We start from the raw sequence: 18825 nt of genomic DNA, 5'->3' as shown, positions 1-18825 counted from the left end.
GGCGAAAAGCACCCGTAACGTGCGGCTGGGTCAGAGCGTTCCCGCGCTCGGGCTGTTGGTCGGCTCCGGCGCCGCCGTGCCGAGCGGCTCGCCGTCCACCACGGGACCGGCGAGCTGCACGGTCGCCGGGGCCGGCCCGGGCGGCCCGGCCAGGGTGAGCGTGCCGAACGCCGTGCGCACCGCGGTGGGCGTGCCGTCGGGGCCGTAGCAGTAGATGCCCACGTCCAGCGGGGCGTTGATCGAGGCCGAGGTGGTCTCCACCGAGTAGCACGTACCCGACGCCCCGGGCAGGGGCTGGGCGGGTGACACGGCGAGCGGGGCCCGCCGGTCGGTCAGCACGTCCAGCCAGTCGGTGAACGGGTGCTGCACCCGGGGGTCCAGCCGGCGGGGCACCGCGTCGTCCCGGTCGCCGAGGCGTACGCAGTTCGCCGGCTCGGGCCGCGCGGCGGACGGCAGGGCGCACTGGAACAGCCCGTCGGCGGTGGCGGCGAGCGAGACGTCCGCGGTGCCGCCGAGCGCCCCGCCCGGGACGTCGACCCGCCAGGTGCCGTCGTTCGCGCTGGTCACCATGATCGTGCGGTCCGGGGCGTCCGGGCTGCGCAGCGTGTAGCCGGCGACCAGGTGCCGGTCCTGCGCCGCCGCGGCCAGCGCGGCCAGCGCGTCGCGCGCCGCGTCCATTCCCGCCGGGACGGGCGCCGATGTGGCGGGCGGTGGCGTGACCGGCTCGTCGGCGGTGCAGGCGACGAGGAGCGCCGGCAGGGCGAGCGCGAGCGGGCCGGCGAGGCGTCGGGCCGGCCGCGCCGGCGTGCGGAGGCCGGCGACGGGGGCCCGGGCCTCCTCGGCGGCGGCCTTCCCGGCCCGGGCGGACTGGCGATCGCGCCCGTGGGGGCCGGCCGGACTCAGGTGGGCGTGCACCGGGTCATTCTGCGGCCCGGGAACGCCGCGCGGGGACCCCTGCCGCCCCGTCCGCCCGGCGTGTCGCGCGCCACGCCCCCGCGTCGGCCGGGCCGGATCGTGGGATCACCTGACCCGACCGAGCCGGTCGACCGATACCCTGAAGGCGTCTGACACGCGCCGCCGGCCCCGACCGGCGGCGTCGGCACGCTCAGGGTCGTCGCTGGGAGGGAGTGCACCGTCGTGGCACTCGTGGTGCAGAAGTACGGCGGGTCCTCCGTCGCCAACGCCGAGCGGATCAAGCGCGTGGCCGAGCGCATCGTCGCCGCGCGCAAGGCCGGCGACGACGTGGTGGTGGTGGTCTCCGCCATGGGGGACACCACCGACGAGCTGCTCGACCTGGCCAACCAGGTCAGCCCGCTGCCGCCGGGCCGCGAGCTGGACATGCTGCTCACGGCCGGGGAGCGGATCTCCATGGCGCTGCTCGCCATGGCCATCCACAACCTGGGGTACGAGGCCCGCTCGTTCACCGGTTCGCAGGCCGGCGTGATCACCACGTCGGTGCACGGGCGGGCGCGGATCATCGACGTCACGCCGGGCCGGCTCAAGGGCGCGCTCGACGAGGGCGCGGTGGTGATCGTGGCCGGCTTCCAGGGCGTCTCCCAGGACACCAAGGACGTCACGACGCTGGGCCGGGGCGGTTCCGACACCACCGCCGTGGCGCTGGCCGCCGCCCTGCACGCGGACGTCTGCGAGATCTACACCGACGTCGACGGCATCTTCAGCGCCGACCCGCGGATCGTCCCCGACGCGCGGCACATCAAGCAGATCACCTACGAGGAGATGCTGGAGCTGGCCGCCTGCGGCGCCAAGGTCCTGCACCTGCGCAGCGTGGAGTACGCCCGCCGGGCGGGCTTGCCGATCCACGTCCGTTCGTCATACTCGACCAACACCGGCACGATGGTCACCGGATCGATGGAGGACCTTCCTGTGGAGCAAGCACTGATCACCGGGGTCGCCCACGACCGCAGCGAAGCCAAGATCACGATCGTGGGGGTGCCCGACGAGCCGGGCGCCGCCGCGCGGATCTTCGACACCGTGGCCGGTGCCGAGATCAACATCGACATGATCGTGCAGAACGTCTCCACCGAGGGCACCGGGCGCACGGACATCTCCTTCACCCTGCCCAAGACCGACGGCCCGACGGCCATGGCCGCGCTCAGCAAGATCCAGGAGTCGGTCAAGTTCAAGGGCCTGCTCTACGACGACCACGTCGGCAAGGTGTCGCTGATCGGGGCGGGCATGCGCTCGCACCCCGGCGTCGCGGCCGGCTTCTTCGCCGCCCTCGGCGCGGCCGGCGTGAACATCGAGATGATCTCCACCTCGGAGATCCGGGTCTCCGTGGTCTGCCGCGACACCGACCTGGACGCCGCCGTACGCGCCATCCACGAGGCGTTCGACCTCGGCGGCGACACCGAGGCCGTCGTCTACGCGGGGACGGGACGGTAGCCCCCGTGCCGTCGCTGCCCACCCTGGCCGTGGTCGGAGCGACCGGTGCCGTCGGCACCGTGATGTGCGAGCTGCTCACCGGGCGGAAGAACGTCTGGGGAGAGATCCGGCTGCTCGCCTCCGAGCGCTCGGCCGGGCGGCGGGTGCGCTGCCGGGGCGAGGAGCTGACCGTCCGGGCACTGACCCCGGAGGCGTTCGACGGCGTCGACGTGGCGATGTTCGACGTGCCGGACGACGTCTCCGCGCGGTGGGCCCCGGTCGCGGTGAGCCGGGGCGCCGTCGCGGTGGACAACTCCGGCGCCTTCCGGATGGACCGCGACGTCCCGCTGGTGGTGCCGGAGATCAACCCCGAGCAGGTACGCAACCGGCCGAAGGGGATCATCGCCAACGCCAACTGCACCACCCTCGCGATGATCGTCGCGGTCGCCCCGCTGCACCGCGAGTACGGGCTGCGCGAGCTGGTGCTCGCCTCCTACCAGGCGGTCTCCGGCGCCGGTCAGGCCGGCGTGGACACCCTGCACACCCAGCTCACCAAGATCGCCGGTGACCGGGCCCTCGGCTCGCGCCCCGGCGACGTACGCCAGGCGGTCGGCGACGAGTTGGGCCCGTTCCCGGCGCCGCTGGCGCTCAACGTGGTGCCCTGGGCGGGCTCGCTGGCCGAGGCGGGCTGGTCGTCCGAGGAGATGAAGCTGCGCAACGAGTCGCGCAAGATCCTCGGGCTGCCCGACCTCAAGGTCTCGGCCACCTGCGTACGGGTGCCGGTGGTGACCGGCCACTCCGTCGCGGTGCACGCGGTCTTCGCCACCGAGGTGGACGCCGAGGGCGCCCGCGAGGTGCTGCGCAACGCCCCCGGGGTGATCCTGGTCGACGACCCGGGCGACGGCGAGTTCCCGATGCCGATCGACGCGGTCGGCACCGACCCGTCCTGGGTGGGCCGGATCCGCCGCGCCGTCGACGACCCGCGCGCCCTCGACTTCTTCGTCACCGGCGACAACCTGCGCAAGGGCGCGGCCCTCAACACCGCCCAGATCGCCGAACTCCTCGCCAAGGAACTAACCCCCCGCTAACCCCCTGCCCCCCTGACCCTCACCGCCCCCTCCCACCGCCGCTGACCCTCCGCGATCTTGCACTTTTGGCCCCGACAAAAGGGGTTAGAGGTGCATAACGACGGCACAAAGTGCAAGATCGCGGGTGCGGGTGCGGGTGCGGGTGCGGGTGCGGGGTGGGTTAGGCGGCGGCCAGGCGGACGCCGTCGCGGCCGTGTCGCTTCACCGCGTAGAGCGCCTGGTCGGCGCGGCGCAGGGTAAGTTCGGGGGGCTCGCCGGGGCGGGGCAGGGCCACCCCCACGCTGATCGTGCGGCCGATCTGCCGCGCCGCCTCGGTGAGACGCTCGGCGATCCGGACGGCCTCGTCGGGGCGGTTCACCTCGATCACCGCCACGAACTCGTCGCCGCCGATCCGGTACAGCTCGTCGCCGTGCCGCAGCGCCCCCTCCAGGGCCCGGGCCAGCCGGACCAGCACCCGGTCACCGGCCTGGTGGCCGTACGTGTCGTTGACGCTCTTGAAGCCGTCCACGTCGATCGCCAGCAGGGCCGTACGACCGGGGGTGGCCACGGCGATGCGTCGGCCGAACGGGCCGGTGTGGCGCAGCCCGGTCAGCGGGTCGGAGTTGGCCTGCTCGCGCAGCCGGGCGACGGTACGCAGCCGGTCCAGGCAGCTCCATGCCTGGCCGGCGAGCAGCTCCAGCAGGTTGACGGTGGTCGGGTCGGGGCGCACCAGCCGCTCGTCGGCGACCAGCAGCACCCCGCCGTCGCCGGGTGGGCCGACCGGCACCGCGACCAGGGTGCGCACCCCGGCCCGGGACAGCGGCCGGTGGTCGGGGACCGGCGGGTGCCCCGCCTCGCCGAGCGTGTACCCCACTCCGTGGTGGTGGGCGCGGCTGATCATCCGGCCCAGCGCGGCGGGGCCCGCCTCGGTCAGCTCCGCCCGGATCCGGGACTCGAACTCGCCGGGGGTGGCCGTGGGCGCGCCCAGCCGGGGCCCCTCCGGCCCGGCGAGCACCAGCACGGCGGCGGAGAGGGTGGAGACGTCCCGGGCCGCGGCGATCGCGGCGGCGAACAGGTCCCACTCCGTCGACGCGGAAGTCAGCGCGGTGGCGTGCCGGAGCAGCTTCTCGCTGCGGCTCTCGGCGGGCGGCCCGCCGAGAGCCACGATCCGGGCGCCGAGCCGGGCGGCCAGCCGCTCGGCGGTCTCCCCCCACCGGGCCAGGTCGGCCGGCCCGCGCCACTGGAGGTCCAGCACGCCGATCGGCCGCCCCGCCGGGTCCAGCACCGGTACGCAGACCTCGGCGGTGACGTCGGGGTGTACCGGGATGTAGTCGGGGTCGTCGGCGACGTCGGGCACCACGGCGGTCTCGCCGGAGGCGTACACCCGTCCGACGATCCCGGTCTTCGGCGGCACGGTCGAGAAGACCTGCCAGGAGCCGGTCGCCGCGACGCAGCGGAGCCGGTCGTGCACCTGGAGCAGGACGGAGATGGTGGCCGGCGCGTACCGGGCGAGCGCGGTGACGGTCCACTGGCACGCCTCCAGGGCGGTCGACGCCATGGGGAGGCGGACCGTCACGTCACGGATGACTCGCTCGTGATCCACTGGGCACGTCGTTCCAGGTTGGGAGGGGTGCCAGCCGGCGGGCGGGCCCGCACCAAGGGTACTCAGCGAGGCGTCGTACCGCCCGGGAGCAAGATCGTCAACGGCCTTCGTACACATGTGCTATCCACAGCCTGTGGACACGGCCTGTGGGTTCGGGCGGGCCGCGCGGCGGGGCTCGCGGCGATAGCGTGAGGGTCCCGGTCGAGTGGAGGCACGGATGCTCATCGCCCAGCTCAGTGATCCGCACGTGACCACCGGAGTGCTCGCCGCCGAACCGGCCGTCGGCCTGCACCGTGCCCTCGGCCGGGTGTTGGCGCTGAACCCCCGGCCGGAGTGCGTGGTCATCACCGGCGACCTCGTCGACCACGGCCGCCCCGACGAGTACGCCGCGCTGCGCGAGATCATCGGCCGGTTCCCGCTGCCGGTGCACCTGGTCGCCGGCAACCACGACGACCGGGAGTCGCTCCTCGACACCTTCGGTGGCACGCCGTGGCTCGGCGGCGGTTTCTCGGCCTACTACCACGTCGACCACCCCGAGGCGACGATCGTGGTGCTGGATTCGCTGATGCCGGCCGGCGACGGCGCCGGCTGCCTCGGCGAGGACCAGCTCGGCTGGCTGGACGGGGTGCTGGCCGGCCGGCCGGAGGTGCCGGCCGTGGTCTGCCTGCACCACCCGCCGGCGCCGGTCGGCATCCCCGCCGCCGACGACACCCGGCTGACCGACGGGGACGCGCTGGCCGAGGTGATCGCCCGGCACCCGCACGTCGCCCGGGTGGTCGCCGGGCACGTCCACCGCCCGGTCACGGTGACCTTCGCCGGCACGGTGCTCACCACCGCGCCCAGCACCTGGCGGCAGAGCACGCTCACCATGAGCGCCGACGAGCAGATCGGCTGGGTCACCGAGCCGACCGGCTTCCTGCTGCACCGGGTCGCCCGGGGCGGCTGCGTCACCCACCTGGTGCAGGTCAGCCACGCCGCCGGCAAGACCTGCGGATTCTGACCCCGGGCGCTGACCGCCGGGCCGGACCGGGTGCCGGGCTGGCCGGCGCACCGTCTCTCCCTCGGGCCGGACAACTCGGCGGACCAGGGCCCTCGGGGCTGGTCAGGCCGCCGTCGGCGTGCGGGTGCCGTCGTCGCCGGACAGGGCCGCTTCGTCGGACGCCCGGCGGGGAGAGGCGCGGCGGAACCGGGCCCAACGGGCGCGGACCATCTCGTGGAGCCGGTTGGACCACGCGCCGAGCAGCAGCAGGAGCATGGCCGCTCCGACGGCCCAGGCCAGCTTGTCGGCGGTCGTGCGGATGCCGGGGAGCATGACCGCCAGGGCGAGGGCGGACACCCCCGGGAAGATCACCCCCATGGCGAGCGCCTGCGCCACGTGCCCGTCGTGCTTGCGTCGCCAGTAGAAGGCCTCCCAGCCGAAGAGGCTGGGCTCGCCGGTGTAGCGCGCGATGGCGGGGCGCAACACCTGCTCAAGGTAGTGACCGGCGATGCGGATGTCCCGGTACTGGGAGACGACGCTCAGCCCCAGGGCGGTGCTGAGCACCGGCAGGAGCAGGAACATCCGGAGGTCTGCCTTCTCCGAGAGGACGAAGCCGGCGACCGCCGCGACCGCGGTCAGGTTCGCCCCGACGAGCGCCTGGTTGTGGTTGGCCTTGCGCTCGATCGTCGTCCGGATTGCCGCCGCGTCCGCCAGGGCCGCCTCGAGGGCCCGGTTCTTCTGCTCCTCCGACACCCTGCCTCCTCCGGCGCTCACGCACTCCGGTGTATCAGCGGCCGTCAATAGCGGCCGGCATCCCGCTGCCGTCGGTGAGGCGGACGGGCGTCAGCGGAGAAGGACGTCGCGCAGCACCGGGGCGAGCGCCTCGGCCGGCACCTCGTGGTAGCCGCCGTCGAGGCTGACGTGGCGGGCACCCGGAATCGCCTCGGCCGCCGCGCGGGCACCGTCGCGCAACCACTGCGGGCTGCCCGTGCTGTCCACCACCACGGTGGGGACGGTGATCGTGGCCAGGCGGTCGACCGGCGGCACGCCGCCGGCGCTGATCAGCGTGTCGTACGGGAGGGTGTGCGCCAGCGACTCCAGGTGGGGCCACACCGGCTCGCCGCGCATCCCGGCCACCGCCTCGGCGGGCAGCCCCACCGCGTGGAGCATGAACGCCTCGACCGCACCGGCCCGGTCGCCGGCGGCGATCAGCTCGGCCGTCCGGGCCGAGACGTCCGGCCGGGGGCCGGTCTGCGGGCCGACCTGGAACGGCGGCTCGAACAGGGCGAGCCCGCCGACCGGCAGCCCGTGCGCCGCGGCGAGCGCGGCGAGGATCGCGCCGGACGAGACGCCGTAGAGGTGCGCCGTGCCGCCGACCGCGGCGACCAGCGCCGCGATGTCCTCGATCTCCCGGTCGACCGCGTAGGGCGCGGTGTCGCCGCTGTCGCCCCGGCCGCGCCGGTCGTAGCCGACGACGGTGAAGTCCGGCGCGAGCGCCCCGGCCAGCGCCCGGGTGGTCGACCGGTCGTTGAAGGCGCCGCCGACCAGGATGATCGCTGGCCCGTCGCCCGCGCGCTCGTACGCGATCCGGGTGCCGTCGGCCGACCGCACCGTCTCCACCGCCGGGCTCCCGCTCATCCGATCATCCTTCCCGTCGTACGCCGTCCGTCCGGTCCTTTCTAGACCAGCCCACCGACAACCGCGACGACCGGCCATCACCGGCCGGTCATGTCGGAAACGCCCGTCCAGACGTCCCCCGGTCGGAGACGTATCCCCAGGTCTGCGGGGCCCGCCCCGGTCGACCGGCGGCGACCGGCGATGAGAGGCTGTCCCCGACGCGGCGGCGGTCCCCCACCGCCGCCACCGCGACCGAACGCCGCCGACGGCGCGGGCCCGACCGGCGTCACCATCGCCCGGGCGCCCGCGCCGGCTTCTCACGAGGAGTTCCATGTCCATCCCCGGGATGCGTCGGGCCGCCATCGGCCTGACCGCGCTCGCCGTGACCGCGTTCGGCGCGGTCACGACCACCCCCGACCAGGCGGACGCCGGCCCGAAGCCGGTCGCCGTCAAGCTGCTCGCCCTCAACGACTTCCACGGCAACCTCGAACCGCCGACCGGCACCACCAACGGCACCATCGCCGGGCAGCCCGCCGGCGGGGCCGAATACCTCGCCACCCAGCTCGCCGAGCTGCGCAAGCGCGCCGTCGAGGAGGAGAACACCATCACCGTGGCGGCCGGCGACCTGATCGGCGCCTCCCCGCTGCTCTCCGCCGCGTTCCACGACGAGCCGACCATCGAGGCGCTGTCGCTGGCCGGGCTCGACTACGCCAGCGTCGGCAACCACGAGTTCGACGAGGGCGCCGACGAGCTGCTGCGCATCCAGAACGGCGGCTGCCACCCCGTCGACGGCTGCGCCGACGGCACCCCGTACGAGGGCGCCGGGTTCCAGTACCTGTCGGCCAACGCGTTCAGGACCGCCACCGGCCAGCCGCTGCTCGCCCCGTACGCCATCCACAAGGTGCAGGGCGTCAAGGTCGGCTTCATCGGCATGACGCTGGAGGGCACCCCGCAGATCGTCAGCCCGCAGGGCGTCGCCGGCCTGACCTTCGCCGACGAGGCGCAGACCGCCAACCGGTACGCCCGCGAGTTGCGTGCCAAGGGCGTCGAGACCATCGTCGTGCTGCTGCACGAGGGCGGCACCCAGGACGCCACCGGCGGCATCAACGACTGCAAGGGCATCTCCGGCCCCATCGTGGACATCGCCAACCGGATGGACCCGTCGATCGACGTCGTCGTCAGCGGCCACACCCACCAGGCGTACAACTGCGACATCAACGGCAAGCTGGTCACCAGCGCCAGCTCGTTCGGCCGCCTGGTCACCGACATCGACCTCGCCATCGACCGGCGCACCGGTGACGTCATCACCGCCAAGGCCGAGAACGTGGTGGTCAACCGGGACGTCGACAGGGACCCGGCGCAGACCGACCTGATCAACCGCTACAAGACCGTGCTCGGCCCGGTGGCCGGCCGCGAGGTCGGCCAGACCACCACGGCGATCAAGAAGACCCAGGAGACCCTCTTCGGTACGACCCTGGGCGAGTCCCCGATGGGCAACCTGATCGCCGACGCGCAACTCGCCGCCACCGACGACGAGCAGGGCGCGGTCGCCGCCTTCATGAACCCCGGTGGTGTACGCGCCGACCTCGACGCCGGCCCGGTCACCTACGAGGAGGCCTTCACGGTGCAGCCGTTCGGCAACAACCTCGTGACGCTCGACCTCACCGGCGCGCAGCTCTACTGCATGCTGGAGCAGCAGTTCGTCACCGGCCGGACGCTCTACCCGTCGTCGACCGTCCGGTACGTCGTCGACCCGGCCGGCACCACCGGCACCGTGGCGGACCCGTGCGCGGGCACCCGGGTGGTCCGGGGCAGCCTCAGCTTCGGCGGCGTGGCGGTCGACGCCGGTGCCACCTACCGGGTCACGGTGAACAACTTCCTCTCCGGCGGCGGCGACGGCTTCAGCGTCCTCACCGGCGGCAAGAACGCGGCCACCGGGATGATCGACCTGGACGCGTTCGTGGCGTACCTGACCGCCGAGTCCCCGGTCTCGGCGCCGGCGCTGGACCGCATCCGCACCACCGCGGAGGTCCCCGCCGCCTGAGGCGACGTGCGCACCCGACGGGCCCCGGAGCACCTGCTCCGGGGCCCGTCTCCGCTGCGCCCCGGGTCGGTCAGACGTGGGCGGGGGCCGGCTCGGCGGCCGGCACGCGGCCGTCCTGGACCGCCGTGAGCAGCGGGCGCAGGGAGAGCGCGAGCAGCGAGGCCACCAGGCAGCCGCCGACCACCACCGCGACCCAGATCCGGCCGTCGGCCGCCCCGATCAGGGGACCCGCCGTCACCGGGCCGATCACCCCGCTGATGCCGAAGATCATCGAACTCATGGCGTTGTAACGCCCGCGCAGCTCGTCCGTGGCGAGCGCGTTGGTCAGCGCGGGCATCACCGGCGACAACAGCGTCTCGCCGAAGCCGAAGATGGCCGAACAGGCCACCACGCCGAGGGCGGCGAGCAGCGCGTTGCCCGGGCCGACCTGGCCGGCGGCGCCGAGGACCAGCCAGGCGGTCGCGAAGACGGCGCCCACCACGGCCAGCCCGCCCGTCCGGCTGCGCCCCTCCATCCGGCGGATGACCAACAGCTGGGCGAGCACGATCATCACCGTGTTGCCGGCCAACGCCCAGGCCACCACGCGCGGCGTCACCTCCACCACCCGCACGGCGTACGCGGCGAAGCCCACCTCGATCTGCGCGTACCCGCAGGTGGTCAGGACCAGGCCGAAGACGACCAGCCGGCGGAACGGCCGGTCCCGCAGCACGGTGAGGTAGCCGCCGGCCGACGGACGGTCCCCGGTCGGCCCGGCGGCGAGCCGGTGGCCCACCCGGGGCAGGCTCAGCAGGATCAGCGCGGGCATCAGGTAGCTGATCGCGTCGAGCACGTAGATCGCCTGGAAGGTGACCGGGCGGGCGGTGTCGACGATCGCGCCGGAGATCAGGCCGCCGATGCCGATGCCGAGGTTGAGCAGGGCGAAGTTCAGCCCGTAGACCCGCTGCCGCTCGTCGTCGTCCGTGAGCGAGGCGAGGATGGTGTTCTGCCCGGACCAGATGGCCGAGCTGCCGATCGCGATCAGCGTGATCACCACGAAGGCCGAGGCGGTCGAGTCGACCAGCGCCAGCGAGCCGGTGCCGACCGCCTCGACGAGCAGGCACGGTATGACGACCCGACGCGCGCCGAAGCGGTCGATGAGCGTGCCGCCGAGCGGTGACAGGGCCAGGGTGACGGCGCCGTACCAGCCGATCACCAGGCCGGCGCGGGCGTCGGTGAGGCCGCGGACGTCGGTCAGGTAGATGAACAGGAACGGCAGGGTGAGGCCGCGCCCGACCGCCGACAGCAGGGTGCCGACGAGGATCCGCCGGGCTTCCGGACGGCGGGGCAGGGCGCGACTGAGCATGCCGCGATTCTGTGCGCCGGGTACGACGACGGGCGAGCCGTTTACGACCCGCCCCGCGCGGCCCGCCGCCGTCCGGTGACCAAGGACACGTCCGCGCCGACCGGCCCGCGCCGTGGTGCCGGGGCCGGTTCGCTGTCGGGCCCGTCTGCGATGCTGGCCGGGATGACCACGACCACCTGGCGACACCTGCCCGCACCGGCCCGCGAGATCGCCACCGCCGCCGCCGACGCGGTCGCCGCCGCGCGCGAACGCGACCCCGAGGCGTACGACGTCTCGGTGGCCCGGCTCGCCGCGGCCGAACGGTCCGGCCTGGTCCTCGGCGCGGTGGTTCGGCTGCTGCTGGAGGAGGGCCACCCGGACGGCCTGGACGGCGACGACGTGCGGCAGGTGCTCGAACGCTGCGTCCGGGACGCGGCGCGGTGGCGGCCCGACGTCGACCCGCACGTGGTGCTCGTCCTGCTGGCAGGTGCCCTGGGCGTCTACGACCCGGACGGCGACGAGTCCCCGCCCGACCCGCCGGCCGTGGCGCGGCACGCCCCGCTGCTCGTGGCCGACCTGCTCGCCGCGACCGGCCGGCCGCTCGACGGCTACCTGACCGCCGCGTTCGCCGAGATCGCGCGCACCGAACGCCACGACTGAGCGCGTCCGAGTGCCGCCGAGGCGCGGATCGCCCGAGCCGGATCGGGGTGCTGTCGCCGAATGCACCAGAGGGCATGTCCGCTGAGCGGACATGCCCTCTGACCTCTGGTCGGGGTGGCCGGATTCGAACCGACGACCTCTTCGTCCCGAACGAAGCGCGCTACCAAGCTGCGCCACACCCCGAGGCGTGCCGACAAATAGTAGCCCACCCGCTCCGGTGGTCAAACTCGGTACCCCCGGTGGTCCGGGCGGCCCGCCCGGTCCCATGGACGGGGCAGCTCGACAGGGCGATCGGCAGCACTGTCCCGGCAGGCCGGGGGAACCGGCCCGGCCTGCCGGCGTACGGGTCAGCGGGGGATCAGGGTGAGCACGCTCACCTCCGGCGGGCAGGCGAACCGGACCGGCGCGGTCGGGTGGGTGCCGAGGCCGGCGGAGACGTGCAGCCAGGAGTCGGACCCGGGCCAGCGGTGCAGGCCGCGCGCCATGGAGCGGGGCAGGCCGCAGTTGGTGACCAGCGCCCCGACGCCCGGCACGCAGACCTGGCCGCCGTGGGTGTGCCCGGCGAGCAGCAGCCCGAAGCCGTCGGCGGCCATCCGGTCGAGCACGGCCGGCTCGGGGGAGTGGGTCAGCGCGATCGACAGGTCGGCCGCGGGCGACACCGGCCCGGCGACGGAGTCGTAGTCGTCCCGCTCGATGTGCGGGTCGTCGACCCCGAGCAGCTCGACCGCCCGGCCGCCGGCCTTGACGACGGTGCGGGCGTTGTTCAGGTCCGCCCAGCCGGCCCCGGTGAGGACGTCGCGCAGCTCCTCGTGCGGCAGCTCCGCGCCCTCGGTGTACTCGCGGTCGGGCAGGAAGTAGGTGAACGGGTTCTTCCAGACCGGCCCGGTGTAGTCGTTGGAGCCGAAGACGAAGGCCCCCGGGTAGTCGAGGAGCGGCTGGAGGGCGCGCAGCACGCCGGGCACGGCGCCGGGGTGCGCCATGTTGTCCCCGGTCACCAGGACCAGGTCGGGGTCGAGCGCGGCCAGCGACGCCACCCAGCGCTGCTTGCGCCCCTGATTGGGCATCATGTGCAGGTCGGACAGGTGCAGGACGCGCAGCGGCTCGGCGTCGGCCGGCAGCACCGGCACGTCGTACCGCCGCAGGGTGAACATGTTGCGCTCGACGAGCGACGCGTACGCCAGGGTCGCCGCGCCCAACGCGGCGGTCCCGGTCGCAAGCCGGAATAGTGTGCGCTTTCGCATGGCATTCAGGGTAGTTTCACCGTCCATGAGCACGCTGAAGGACCGTCTTACCGCCGACATGCGCGCCGCTCTCAAGGCGCGCGACGAGCTGACCACCTCCACCCTGCGGATGGCGCTCGCCGCCGTCGGCACCGCCGAGGTCGCCGGCAAGGCCAAGCGCGAGCTCACCGACGACGAGGTGCTCGCGGTGCTGACCAAGGAGGCGAAGAAGCGCCGGGAGGCCGCGACCGCCTTCGCCGACGCCGGCCGCACCGAGCAGGCCACGAAGGAGACCGCCGAGGGCGAGGTGCTGGAGCGCTACCTGCCGAAGCAGCTCTCCGAGGCCGAGCTGACCGAGCTGGTCGCGGGGGCGCTCGCCGAGGGTGGCTTCACCGGCAAGGCGCAGATGGGCCCGGCCATGAAGGCGGCCCAGGCCGCGGTGGCCGGCCGGGCCGAGGGCGGTCGGGTGGCCGCGGAGGTACGCCGGCAGCTCGGCCTCTGAGCCGCCGCGCGACCCGATCCGCGTACGCGAAACGGGCGGGCACCCCCGCGAGGGGTGCCCGCCCGTTTCCGTCGGTCCGGGCGGCTCAGCCGCCGTTGCGGCCCGGCGGACGGCCCGGGTTGGTCGGCTTGGTGCCGCTGCCCGGGGCGGTGCCCCCGCCGGCGCTGATCTGGATGGTCACCACGCCGCCCTTGATGGTCCGGCCGTCGGGGCTGGTGCCGGCCGCCTTGCCCGGGGCGCAGCTCGACGGGACCTTGATGTCGGAGACGACCGCGTCGAAGCCCTCCGCCTCGATCCGGGACTTCGCCTGCTCCACGTCCAGGCACTTCACGTCCGGGATGCGGCGCTGGTCGCCCTCGGAGATCTTCTGGCCCGGGGGCTCGAAGTTCATCCGCTTCTTGCCCTTCATGGCGTCGCGCAGCGTCTCGTAGACCGGCGGGTTGATGCCGTCGCGCTGGTTGTGCTTCATCTTGACGTTGGTCTGCGGCCAGTCCGGGTCGGCCATGATGCCGGCCACCGCGTACTGCCTGGTCATCGCGACCAGCGAGGCGGTCTTCTCCGAGTCGGTGGTGCCGGACTTGCCGGCCACCGGCGCGTCGACGATGCCCCTGACGTTCGCGGCCGTACGGCTGCCGCCGCACCTGCTGGTGGAGGAGTTGTCGCCGACCGGGCAGCGGGCCGCGTCCACGGCGGCGCGGGCCACCTCGGTGCTGACCCGCTTCTCGCAGCGCGGGTTGGCGATGTCGAGCTTCTTGCCGTCCGGGTCCTTGATCTCCTGCACCGGGATCGGCTCGCAGTACTTGCCGTCCGCGGCGAGGGTGGCGTAGGCGTTGGCCAGCTCCAACGGGGTGGTCTGCGAGACGCCGAGGGTGAAGGCGCCCCACTGGTGCGCGTAGTCCTTCGTGCCGGCGAACTTCGCGTCCTCGCTCTGCCGGAACTGGATGCCGAGCCGCTTGGCCACGTCGACCACGTTCTCCGCGCCGACCTGCTGCTGCAAGGGCACGAAGTACGTGTTGATCGACTGCGCGAAGGCGCTCCACATGTTCTGCACGCCGCCGGCCTTCTTGCCCGAGTTGGTCGGGCAGTAGAAGTGGGTGCCGGGGCACGCCGCCGGGCTGCCGCTGTCGATGATGTATTCCGACTTGAACTGCTGCGGGGCGTTGATCGTGTAGCCGAGCGGGATGCCCTTCTCCAGCGCGGCCACGATGGTGAAGATCTTGAAGGTCGAGCCGGCCTGGTAGCCCGTGATGCCGTCACCGCCGGTGAGCAGCGGGTTCACCGTGTTCGGGTAGTTGCCGAGCTTGCCCTTCTTGCGCTGCTTCGGGTCGCTGTGCGGCTTGTTCGCCGGCTTCTTCGGGTCGTCGAGCTTGAAGGTGCGGTTGACCGCCAGCGCCCGGACCCGGCCGGTGCCGGGCTCGACCACCGCGACCATGGCGGCTTCCTTGCTCTTCTCCGACTTGGCCTTGCGGACGGCCCTGTCGGCGCCGCGCTGGGCCTGCGGGTCGAGCGTGGTGACCACGGTGTAGCCGCCGCTCTTGAGCCGCCGCTCCCGGTCGTACGAGGTCGAGCCGAACGTCTCCTGCTGCATCCACCAGCGGTAGAAGTAGTCGCAGAAGAAGCCCCAGCCCTTCTCGTTGGTCGAGACGCAGCCGTTGGGCGCCCGCTTGCCGGTGACCTTGAGCTGGACGGCCTTCGCCGCGTCCGCCTCCTGCTGGGTGATGGCGCCGATCTCGACCATGTTGTCGATGACGTAGTTGCGCCGCTCGACCGCCGCCTTGTAGCCGCTCTTGGTGGTCGGGTCGTTGGTGCTCGGAGCCTTCACCATGCCGGCGAGCATGGCGGCTTCCTCGATCTTCAGCTTGCTCGGCGGCTTGTTGAAGTAGACCTGGCTGGCGGCGTAGACGCCGTACGCGCCGTTGCCGAAGGCGGCGATGTTCAGGTAGCGCTCCAGGATCTCGTCCTTGGAGAGCTCCTTGTCGATCTGGATGGCGTAGCGCATCTCGCGCAGCTTGCGGGCGCTGGTGTCCTCGGTGGCCGCGACCACGTCGGCCGGGTGGGTCGCCGAGTAGGCGATGGCCAGGCGGACGTACTGCATGGTCAGCGTCGAGGCGCCCTGCTGGCTGGACGCGCCGGACTGGTTGTTGACGAACGCCCGGGCGATGCCGTTGAGGTCCACGCCGTTGTGCTTGTAGAAGTCGTGGTCCTCGGCGGCGATGATCGCCTTCTGCATGATGGGCGCGATGTCGGCCAGCTTCACGTCGCGACGGTTCTCGTCGTACATGGTCGCCAGCGGGGTCTTGCCGTCGGCGGCGTACAGGTAGCTGATCTGCGGCGCGCGGGCCACGGTCAGCTCCTTGGGCAACGCGCCGAAGGTCTCGGCGCCGGCCTTGGCGGCCAGGCCGGACATCGCCACCGCGGGGAAGGCCGCCGCCGCGACCACCACGCCGGCCAGTAGGCCACATATGAGTAGCGATGCGGCGTTGGTCAGCACATTGTGGTCACGTTTCCGCATCCAGGTCACCTCGACAGGGTACGCGAGTAGGGAACGAGGGGCGCCGGGGCTTCTTTCCCCATTTCCTGCGCGCGCCGACCTCGTTGTGCTAAACGCACGACCCCCGGTGCGTGGTTGCGTGAATCCGGCGTCGAGTCTCCCTCCTTCCCGAGGGGGCCCGCAGCGTTTTCACGGACTCCGGCGGGGTAACCGGCGGTCGCGAAGCCCGGGAAGCCGGGAGTGTCCGGAATGATGGATTTAGCCGACAACGTTGCGTAATCAGGCGACTACAGAGCATGATGGGGGCGGCGACCGAGCCACATGTCGTCCGTGCGGCCTTGGGGAAGGCGCGCCGGGCGATCGGGGGGAATTGCCGGCTGGTCCGCGACGGGGTCGGTAGGTACTGCAAGGGGGGACGAGTACACATGGGCATGATCACTGACTGGCCGTCGCTGGCGGCGTGTCAGAACGGGGACCCGGACGCGTTGTTCGTACAGGGCGCCGAACAGAACGTGGCCAAGCGGATCTGCCGGAGCTGCCCAGTCCGGTACGAGTGCCTGGCCGACGCGCTGGACAACCGGATCGAGTTCGGCGTGTGGGGTGGCATGACCGAGCGCGAACGCCGCGCGCTGCTGCGCCGTCACCCCCAGGTGACGAGCTGGCGCAAGATGTTCGAGGCCGCGATGAAGAAGAACGCCAAGGACAAGGCCGGCAAGGACAAGATCCTCGTCACCGCCGCCGGCTGATCGCCGTCACGGCCGGCTGATCGCCGCGCCGATCGTCCGCAGCCCGTCGACGTCGTGCACGTCGGCGGGCTGCGCCGTCACGGACACCGCCGGCACCGCCGGGAACGCCTCCGTGAACCGGGCCGCCACCTGCCGCTCGCGTACCGCCTGCTGGGACAGGGCCGCGTGGGCCCGCAGCACGTCGACGGTGCCCTCGTGCCCACCCAGGTCGGCCAGGCGCTCCGCGGCGGCCAGGCTCTCCGCCGCGCCGAGGCCGGGCACCGCCGGCCGGTGCACCCGGTTGAGCACCAGGCCCGCCAGCGGCATCCGCTCCTCGCGCAGCCGGCCCGCGAAGTAGGCGGCCTCCCGGACCGCGTCCGGCTCCGGCGCCGCGACCAGCAGGAACGCCGTCTCCCGGGCCTGGAGGATGCGGTACGTCTGCTCGGCGCGCTGCCGGAACCCGCCGAACATCGAGTCGAGCGCGGCGACGAAGCCGGAGAGGTCGGTCAGCAACTGGGCGCCGAGCACCTTCTGCACGACCTTGGAGAACATCCCGAACGAGGCGGTCACCAGGCTGAACATGCTCCGCCCGCCGGTGCGCGCCGGGGCGAGCAGCAGCCGCAGCATCCGCCCGTCGAGGAAGCGGGACAGCCGGGCCGGGGCGTCCAGGAAGTCCAGCGCCGAGCGGGACGGCGGGGTGTCCACCACGATCAGGTCCCACTCGCCCCGGGCGTGCAACTGGCCCAGCTTCTCCATCGCCATGTATTCCTGGGTGCCGGCGAAGGTCGAGCTCATCGCCTGGTAGAAGGGGTTGGCGAAGATCTCCGCCGCCTTCGCCTGATCGGTGTGCTGGAGCACCACGTCGTCGAAGGTGCGCTTCATGTCCAGCATCATGGCGTGCAGCTCGCCGCCGCTGGCCTCGACGTCGATCCCCTTGACCTGGCGGGGCGTGTTGTCCAGCTCGGTCAGCCCGAGCGACTGGGCCAGCCGGCGGGCCGGGTCGATGGTGAGCACCACCGTCCGCCGGCCGTGCTGCTCCGCGGCCCGCAGCGCGAGCGCGGCGGCCGTGGTCGTCTTCCCCACCCCGCCCGCCCCGCAGCAGACCACGATCCGCACGCCGGGATCGGCGAGGATCTGGTCGACGTCCAGCTGCGGCGCCGCGTCTTCGGAAGGCACCAATCGAGCGTATCGGGCCGGGTCGGTCGCCGCGCCCGTGCCGGTGGCAGTGTGAGTCAATCCGCCCGGAGGAGGGCGTCGGCCAGCCGGTCCAGCCCGGCGCGGTCCACCCCGTCGGGCAGCAGCGGCAGCTCGGTCAGCGGCAGCCCCAGCTCCACCAGGTCGGCCCGCAGCGAATCCTCCAGCTCGCGGCGGATCGCCTGGTCGCGTGCCTCCACGGCGAGCCCGGCGACGGTGTCCCGGTCCGCCGGCAGCCCGGCGGCGCGCAGCCCCCGCTCCAACTCGGCCGGGCCCACCGCGCGACCCGCGGGCAGCGGCGGCCGGACGCCGTTGACGATCACCCGGCCCACCGGGAAGCCGAACGAGGTCAGCTCGGCGATCGCGTCGACCGTCTCCTGGACCGGCATCTCCTCCAGCAGGGTCACCACGTGCACGGCGGTGATCGGGGACCGCAGCAGCGCCGCGACCCCCTCGCTCTGGGTCTTGATCGGGCCGACCTTGGCCAGCCGGGCCGTCTCGGCGGTGACGTTCAGGAAGCGGCCGATCCGCCCGGTCGGCGGGGCGTCCAGCACCACCGCGTCGTACGCGCGCCGCTGGTCGACGGTGCGGGTGGTCGCCTCCTTCACCTTGCCGGTGAGCAGGACGTCCCGCAGGCCCGGGGCGATGGTGGTGGCGAAGTCGATCGCCCCGAGCTTGCGCAGCGCCCGGCCCGCCGCGCCGAGCTTGTAGAACATGTCCAGGTACTCGAGGAGGGCCTCCTCGGCGTCCACCGCCAGGGCCCGCACCTCGCCGCCGCCCGGCGCGTCGGTCAGGTGCCGCTCCTCGTAGGGCAGCGGGTCGGTGCCGAAGAGCTGGGCGATGCCCTGCCGCCCCTCGACCTCCACCAGCAGCGTGCGCCGGCCACCGGCGGCCAGGGCCAGGGCCAGGGCGGCCGCGACGCTGGTCTTGCCGGTGCCGCCCTTGCCGGTCACGACGTGGAGTCGGGCCGGCCACTGGGTGCCGGCCGGATCGGCCGGCCGCTCTGCTGCTCGCACCCGT

The 18825-nt window shown here is 73.3% G+C and carries 16 protein-coding genes and 1 tRNA gene; 7 read left to right on the top strand and 10 right to left on the bottom strand.

The window, feature by feature from the left end; all coding sequences use genetic code 11:
* Positions 1–30: 30 nt before the first annotated feature.
* A complete protein-coding gene (locus ACZ6Q9_RS27025) occupies positions 31–915 on the bottom strand; it encodes a hypothetical protein (protein WP_396830093.1) in 885 nt (294 codons plus the stop codon).
* Positions 916–1137: 222 nt separating this feature from the next.
* On the opposite strand from ACZ6Q9_RS27025, the gene ACZ6Q9_RS27020 reads away from it, so the two are divergent.
* Positions 1138–2403, top strand: coding sequence for an aspartate kinase (locus ACZ6Q9_RS27020; RefSeq protein ID WP_357696047.1), 1266 nt, complete (start codon positions 1138–1140; stop codon positions 2401–2403).
* A gap of 5 nt (positions 2404–2408) precedes the next feature.
* Positions 2409–3470 carry an aspartate-semialdehyde dehydrogenase gene (locus tag ACZ6Q9_RS27015; protein WP_393268490.1) on the top strand — a complete coding sequence of 354 codons (1062 nt, stop codon included), beginning with the start codon at positions 2409–2411 and terminating at the stop codon, positions 3468–3470.
* 160 nt (positions 3471–3630) lie between these two features.
* Here the strand turns inward: ACZ6Q9_RS27015 and ACZ6Q9_RS27010 are convergent, their stop codons facing one another.
* Complete coding sequence (locus tag ACZ6Q9_RS27010) at positions 3631–5052, bottom strand: GGDEF domain-containing protein (protein WP_393457896.1); 1422 nt, start codon at positions 5050–5052, stop codon at positions 3631–3633.
* Positions 5053–5269: 217 nt separating this feature from the next.
* On the opposite strand from ACZ6Q9_RS27010, the gene ACZ6Q9_RS27005 reads away from it, so the two are divergent.
* Positions 5270–6052: a phosphodiesterase gene (locus tag ACZ6Q9_RS27005; protein ID WP_393457899.1), complete on the top strand. Its 783-nt coding sequence runs from the start codon at positions 5270–5272 to the stop codon at positions 6050–6052.
* Positions 6053–6154: 102 nt separating this feature from the next.
* Here ACZ6Q9_RS27005 and ACZ6Q9_RS27000 read toward each other — a convergent pair whose 3' ends face one another.
* Positions 6155–6784 (bottom strand): hypothetical protein, encoded by a 630-nt coding sequence (locus ACZ6Q9_RS27000; RefSeq protein ID WP_393457902.1) that lies wholly within the window; start codon positions 6782–6784, stop codon positions 6155–6157.
* A 90-nt stretch (positions 6785–6874) separates the two neighbouring features.
* Positions 6875–7669 carry an alpha/beta fold hydrolase gene (locus tag ACZ6Q9_RS26995; protein WP_396830094.1) on the bottom strand — a complete coding sequence of 265 codons (795 nt, stop codon included), beginning with the start codon at positions 7667–7669 and terminating at the stop codon, positions 6875–6877.
* Positions 7670–7979: 310 nt separating this feature from the next.
* Here ACZ6Q9_RS26995 and ACZ6Q9_RS26990 point away from each other — a divergent pair, with 310 nt between their 5' ends.
* Positions 7980–9692, top strand: coding sequence for a bifunctional metallophosphatase/5'-nucleotidase (locus ACZ6Q9_RS26990; RefSeq protein ID WP_396830095.1), 1713 nt, complete (start codon positions 7980–7982; stop codon positions 9690–9692).
* A 70-nt stretch (positions 9693–9762) separates the two neighbouring features.
* On the opposite strand, the gene ACZ6Q9_RS26985 is transcribed toward ACZ6Q9_RS26990, so the two are convergent.
* On the bottom strand, positions 9763–11034 hold the full coding sequence (locus ACZ6Q9_RS26985) for an MFS transporter (protein WP_396830096.1): 1272 nt from the start codon (positions 11032–11034) through the stop codon (positions 9763–9765).
* A gap of 162 nt (positions 11035–11196) precedes the next feature.
* Here ACZ6Q9_RS26985 and ACZ6Q9_RS26980 point away from each other — a divergent pair, with 162 nt between their 5' ends.
* Positions 11197–11673, top strand: coding sequence for a hypothetical protein (locus ACZ6Q9_RS26980; RefSeq protein WP_396830097.1), 477 nt, complete (start codon positions 11197–11199; stop codon positions 11671–11673).
* A 106-nt stretch (positions 11674–11779) separates the two neighbouring features.
* Here the strand turns inward: ACZ6Q9_RS26980 and ACZ6Q9_RS26975 are convergent.
* Positions 11780–11856: transfer RNA gene (locus tag ACZ6Q9_RS26975), tRNA-Pro, on the bottom strand.
* A gap of 164 nt (positions 11857–12020) precedes the next feature.
* Positions 12021–12914: a metallophosphoesterase gene (locus ACZ6Q9_RS26970; RefSeq protein WP_396830098.1), complete on the bottom strand. Its 894-nt coding sequence runs from the start codon at positions 12912–12914 to the stop codon at positions 12021–12023.
* 25 nt (positions 12915–12939) lie between these two features.
* Between ACZ6Q9_RS26970 and ACZ6Q9_RS26965 the strand changes: the two genes are divergently transcribed.
* Positions 12940–13395 (top strand): GatB/YqeY domain-containing protein, encoded by a 456-nt coding sequence (locus tag ACZ6Q9_RS26965; RefSeq protein WP_393457938.1) that lies wholly within the window; start codon positions 12940–12942, stop codon positions 13393–13395.
* An 85-nt stretch (positions 13396–13480) separates the two neighbouring features.
* Here ACZ6Q9_RS26965 and ACZ6Q9_RS26960 read toward each other — a convergent pair whose 3' ends face one another.
* Positions 13481–15907 (bottom strand): penicillin-binding protein, encoded by a 2427-nt coding sequence (locus ACZ6Q9_RS26960; protein WP_396830099.1) that lies wholly within the window; start codon positions 15905–15907, stop codon positions 13481–13483.
* Between the two features lie 404 nt (positions 15908–16311).
* Here ACZ6Q9_RS26960 and ACZ6Q9_RS26955 point away from each other — a divergent pair, with 404 nt between their 5' ends.
* Positions 16312–16632 carry a WhiB family transcriptional regulator gene (locus tag ACZ6Q9_RS26955; RefSeq protein ID WP_319460489.1) on the top strand — a complete coding sequence of 107 codons (321 nt, stop codon included), beginning with the start codon at positions 16312–16314 and terminating at the stop codon, positions 16630–16632.
* A gap of 6 nt (positions 16633–16638) precedes the next feature.
* Here the strand turns inward: ACZ6Q9_RS26955 and ACZ6Q9_RS26950 are convergent, their stop codons facing one another.
* Together ACZ6Q9_RS26950 and bagA are read right to left on the bottom strand one after the other, a co-directional pair.
* A complete protein-coding gene (locus ACZ6Q9_RS26950; protein WP_396830100.1) occupies positions 16639–17790 on the bottom strand; it encodes an ArsA family ATPase in 1152 nt (383 codons plus the stop codon).
* Between the two features lie 53 nt (positions 17791–17843).
* Positions 17844–18821, bottom strand: coding sequence for an ATPase BagA (gene bagA / locus ACZ6Q9_RS26945; protein ID WP_396830101.1), 978 nt, complete (start codon positions 18819–18821; stop codon positions 17844–17846).
* Positions 18822–18825: the final 4 nt, after the last annotated feature.

It is taken from the genome of Micromonospora sp. NPDC049139, assembly GCF_055586845.1.
This window is presented reverse-complemented; position numbering and strand designations above follow the sequence as displayed.

What these genes read in the sequence shown, in the direction of transcription:
- ACZ6Q9_RS27005 (WP_393457899.1), top strand. Translation starts at nt 5,270, where the DNA reads ATGCTCATCGCCCAGCTCAGTGATCCGCACGTGACCACCGGAGTGCTC.
- ACZ6Q9_RS26955 (WP_319460489.1), top strand. Translation starts at nt 16,312, where the DNA reads ATGGGCATGATCACTGACTGGCCGTCGCTGGCGGCGTGTCAGAACGGG.
- ACZ6Q9_RS26970 (WP_396830098.1), bottom strand. Translation starts at nt 12,914, where the DNA reads ATGCGAAAGCGCACACTATTCCGGCTTGCGACCGGGACCGCCGCGTTG.
- ACZ6Q9_RS26995 (WP_396830094.1), bottom strand. Translation starts at nt 7,669, where the DNA reads ATGAGCGGGAGCCCGGCGGTGGAGACGGTGCGGTCGGCCGACGGCACC.
- ACZ6Q9_RS26960 (WP_396830099.1), bottom strand. Translation starts at nt 15,907, where the DNA reads ATGCGGAAACGTGACCACAATGTGCTGACCAACGCCGCATCGCTACTC.
- ACZ6Q9_RS26990 (WP_396830095.1), top strand. Translation starts at nt 7,980, where the DNA reads ATGTCCATCCCCGGGATGCGTCGGGCCGCCATCGGCCTGACCGCGCTC.
- ACZ6Q9_RS26980 (WP_396830097.1), top strand. Translation starts at nt 11,197, where the DNA reads ATGACCACGACCACCTGGCGACACCTGCCCGCACCGGCCCGCGAGATC.
- ACZ6Q9_RS26965 (WP_393457938.1), top strand. Translation starts at nt 12,940, where the DNA reads ATGAGCACGCTGAAGGACCGTCTTACCGCCGACATGCGCGCCGCTCTC.
- ACZ6Q9_RS26985 (WP_396830096.1), bottom strand. Translation starts at nt 11,034, where the DNA reads ATGCTCAGTCGCGCCCTGCCCCGCCGTCCGGAAGCCCGGCGGATCCTC.